Annotated in this window: 6 protein-coding genes; 2 read left to right on the top strand and 4 right to left on the bottom strand. The window is 37.4% G+C overall.

Annotation, left to right across the window (positions count from 1 at the left end):
• A partial coding sequence (locus tag RTW80_RS22700; RefSeq protein ID WP_312720297.1) for a hypothetical protein occupies nucleotides 1-397 on the top strand: 397 nt, incomplete at its 5' end.
• A gap of 96 nt (nucleotides 398-493) precedes the next feature.
• Complete coding sequence (locus RTW80_RS22705; protein WP_312720299.1) at nucleotides 494-907, top strand: hypothetical protein; 414 nt, start codon at nucleotides 494-496, stop codon at nucleotides 905-907.
• A gap of 57 nt (nucleotides 908-964) precedes the next feature.
• On the opposite strand, the gene RTW80_RS22710 is transcribed toward RTW80_RS22705, so the two are convergent.
• From RTW80_RS22710 to RTW80_RS22725, 4 genes are all read right to left on the bottom strand, one after another.
• On the bottom strand, nucleotides 965-1,630 hold the full coding sequence (locus RTW80_RS22710) for a hypothetical protein (protein WP_025693475.1): 666 nt from the start codon (nucleotides 1,628-1,630) through the stop codon (nucleotides 965-967).
• A 304-nt stretch (nucleotides 1,631-1,934) separates the two neighbouring features.
• On the bottom strand, nucleotides 1,935-3,206 hold the full coding sequence (locus tag RTW80_RS22715) for a relaxase/mobilization nuclease domain-containing protein (RefSeq protein ID WP_025693474.1): 1,272 nt from the start codon (nucleotides 3,204-3,206) through the stop codon (nucleotides 1,935-1,937).
• A gap of 5 nt (nucleotides 3,207-3,211) precedes the next feature.
• Nucleotides 3,212-3,577 (bottom strand): hypothetical protein, encoded by a 366-nt coding sequence (locus RTW80_RS22720; protein WP_023327753.1) that lies wholly within the window; start codon nucleotides 3,575-3,577, stop codon nucleotides 3,212-3,214.
• A gap of 154 nt (nucleotides 3,578-3,731) precedes the next feature.
• On the bottom strand, nucleotides 3,732-4,198 hold a 467-nt coding region (locus RTW80_RS22725; protein ID WP_312720300.1), incomplete at its 5' end, for a DUF2326 domain-containing protein.

A 4,198-nucleotide genomic window follows, 5' to 3' on the forward strand; every position in this document is an offset into this window, starting at 1 on the left:
ACATATTACTGGTTATGATGAAAAAAACATAACAAATGTTATAAATAACTGGAATAAAGATGAGAAGCTAACCTGGGATGCTTTATGCGACAAATTAGTAAAGATCATTGGTAAGAGACCTTCAAGACAATCTTTAAGTAGTCATGTCAATATTTCGGATTGTTTTAATTCAAAAAAGTTGACTCTCAAGTTTGGTATTAAAGAAAAATGCTCTATTAAGCCTGCTAATTTAGAAATCGCTTGTCAGAGAATAAAAAGGCTCGAAACAGAAAACGAAGCTTTGATAGCATTAAATAACAGATATTTAGAGCAGTTTAAGATATGGCTTTATAATTCTCATTTGAAGCAAATAACAGTTGAAGAGCTTAATAGACCCTTACCTGTAAAGGATATTTAAATATAATTTGATAGGTTTTAACTATTGACATGATCAATAATTATGATATTTCTTTAATTGTCAGGAAGACAAAAATAAATTGCAAGGATGCATATTATGAAAAAAATAAATATTAATCTCATGGAAAGGTATCTTCTTCTCCTTGATCGATTCGTTGATAAACTTACGGACTCAGGGTTCTCAGAGCAACGACTTATAGAACAATCATATCTTTTTTGTGCAGGATTTTCTATCAAAGACCAAAGTGGTATCGAAAAAATGACCTTCTCCAACAGGGAGGTTGTTTTAACCTTTCTGCTACTTTCATATTATAGTCATATAAATAAACTGGATGATGATTTGATCAACAAAGAGCGTATGAAGCATGTATGTTCTTCATTGATTAACTTTATAGTCAGTAATGGTAGCCGAACAGAGAAAGTCTATGCTAATGAGAAAAGGAAATATGAGGCTTCGACCCTAAAAAGATCGTTATCCATCAAAGAGAAGAAAAGAAAATATGGATTGTGATTATTTTAAAAGCCCGTAGTAGGAATCTACGGGCTAACTCTTTGTTGCTTATATTTTTTATTTTTTTACTAAATCGATAAGATTTCTGATTTCATGATCAAATCTAGCGCTTCTTCTTTTAATCCATTTGATACAAACGAAGCTTCCGATCCTTGATAGGAAATATGTGAGCCACATATACTTGTGCTCATCCCACACATATCCATCTTTAAAGCCCCAAGGCAATGTGAGAAATGAAATAAGTGCAGCAGTACAAAGTAAAATGAAAACAATAGAGAATAGTTTCGAAACAGGCATTGCTCTGTAATACGATGCTGTAGAAGCATTATGGAACAGCATTGTCAGAAAAGCGGGGATGACAACTTTTTTCCTGTTTAAGTTTACTTCATGTTCTCCCGTGTTCTTATTAACGATAAGTGCATCTTTATACACATTATACGAACCATCCTCACTATACTGGCGAAGCTCGTATTTATAAATAGTGTGTGAACTTCTGAAGGGGATACCATAGTCGGAAATCTGCTTCTCATCCCCAGCGTCGGTTTTTACCCAGATCTGATTATTGCTTGGGTTGGAATCAATGACAGTGCCAGAGAAAGTCTTAACAAACGTGTAAGTTTCACCAAACAGATCAAACTTTGGGGCTGTAATCTCTGCTTTCCGGCGATCAGAAAGACCAACATTGACTTCTTCATTGCGGCGTTTCGTGGTGGAGATGCTCATACAAGTTCCTTTGTGTTAGATGTTAAATTCATATTCGATGTATGAAGAAATCAGGGACTACAGATGAGATGGTATCTGCCATTTCAAAACCTGCATGTTAGTTGAGTACGTAAATAGGCTAGTTAAATCAGTCTTTTATATTCTTTGGTGTGAAATCACATTTTGACTGGGTTTACAGGAAAGGCAAATCACTTGTACCGATCGATTAAAGATTAATGATAGATACAGGCTATCAACAAGAGAATATCGATCGGTATAAACGATCAATTTATTGACCTGTATCTATCAAAAAGGCTTGCCAGCCTTACATCGAAAGCGAAGCTCTTCTGGATTGAGGTGCTGATTCAATGAGATTTTTTTGGGGGAGAGGCGTAATCTCTACCATTCTCACGCTAGTGATGGTTTTGTGTTTTTGAGGGCGTTTAAGGGTTGGGATTTTGAGGTTTTTGAAGATGGTAATAATGGTATTGAGATAGGGGATGGTCTCTAACCATCTGAACGTTGAAGCCCTATAGCTTGGCTTGGAGGCTTCTTTTACCGCTTCGGTAGCAAACGCTTCTTGAGCACCAGCACCTGGTTCTAAGTGAAGCTGTTTGGCTAAAGCGTTAGTGAATTCGTCCTGACCAGCAGCTCGGTTATCGAGGATAAGTGCTTCTATGGGGCGGTTAACGTATTCTGTCATGATTTCAGAAGCATCTGTAGTTATGGTCATATCATAAGTTGCACTAACAGATGTTTCTCTGACAGATGCTTTCAGTTCAAACAGGAAAGCATTATCACGTTCCGGTTGGTAGTCGATTCTGCTTTGCAAGGCAGACCAGGAATACCCTTTTCCCAATTGAGATGCTTTGAAAGCAATCCCGTTGTATTCGAATGAGAAGCCGTTCATGCGTCCAGTAGAGGCAATGTTAGGGATTGGCCTGATATTTTGTGCCACAAGCTGTTGCACGAAGTCGGTAATCGATTGCCTGGTATCAAGCAGTTCGTTAAGGGCGTTTTGGATGATTCCTTTTGGGCATAGCTCACCAGTTCTCTTTTCTATCATCATCTCATTACGGGATTTTTTGAGCTTCGGTTTAGGTGAGGGCGCTGCTAGAGATGCTTTCGGTCCTTTGGTTCTTGTTAGCTGGTAGTCTTGTTCAAGATCCTGGATGATACGGGTGCTGATAAGGTTCTCATTTTTACCTAAGTAGAGCTTCCCCGAAGTTGCATCTATGCGACTTGCAACTATATGTATATGTTGTCCATCTTTATCATCATGTAGGACATAAGCGCGTAGATGCGTATCAGAGAAGCCCATACGCTTCATATAGTCATCGGCTAACAGCTTCCATCGGTGTATAGGTAGACTCTCACCAGCAGGCAGACGCAGAGAATTGTGCCAAACAGGTTTACTGACATCGGAGCGTAGGAGCTTCGTAGCGTTGAACTCTGCACTTAGTGCTTCTGCGAAGCTTTCTATGACATTGCCGCCGACTACATACGGATCTGACTTGTGGTGCGAAGCAGGTTTTAATAAATAAGAAATAAGTCCATTAAAGGTTTTTCCTCTTTTGATTTTTTGCATCCCTTTCATGCAACCTACCTGACAGATGTGCTTGAAGCGGTAAGGCATGAGCGAAGCTCTGAGATCTGGCGCTTCACTGCGAAGATTTCTGTCTTTGTAAGCTGACCACCAGTGCTTTTACTTTCGAGATGAATAAGTAGCTTGTTCAGCTTCTGTGAAATTTCGCTAAGGGATTTCCAGGCTTCAATGTTGATAGGCGGCACAGCTACTGGAATCTTATCGAGAAAAGCCAAGCGAAACCATTCACCTTTACTTTTGTCTCCACGCCTTGCATTGAGAAGCTGTAGTTCTTCATGGTTCAACCTAACACTGATGCAATGTGTTCTTAACAAACTTTCAGGTGATTCTTTTTTATATATTTTATTAAAAGTATTTTTCATACGAACTCCTTTCGTGTTTTCTATCAAAAACATATTCCTTATGTTCTTATTTACTTATATTTGATTCAAGAGGGATGTCAATGTGAAGGTGTTATTTTGTAATAAATATATAATAATGGCCATCACATTAGTACATGGAGGCCATTATAAATAATTATTTGTTGTTGGATTGAATGTTCCATGAAACTTTGAATGCAGGGTATTTTCTGCTTATACGCATAAAGCTTGCCTTTCTCAAAATTGATCTTGTTTTTTCACTATAAATATTTAATTGATCGAGTGATATAAAAACTTGTTTATCAATAGTGTTTAATGTATTAACTATTTTTTCTATAGCTGCGACTTCAACGTTTTTGAAAACAATGGAATCTTCAATTGCTATGGGTAATTTTGTTGTATGTAAAAAGCTCACATCCAAAGCCAGCATATTCGCATAAGATTTACCTGTCCCAGAGTCAGAGTGATGTTCGAAAATATAATTTGTATCACTGAAAATGATCTGCGGTGGTATTCTGTCGGAACCATAGAATTTTGTGTTGTATAATTTGAGGTTATCGTTTAATAATTTAGATATTTTTGACAGAATTTCTTCTGTCTTTTCTTTTAATTCTACCTTTATAG

Origin of the sequence: Escherichia sp. AM3 (assembly GCF_032029835.1) — a bacterium.
Taxonomy (GTDB): Bacteria; Pseudomonadota; Gammaproteobacteria; order Enterobacterales; family Enterobacteriaceae; genus Escherichia; species Escherichia coli.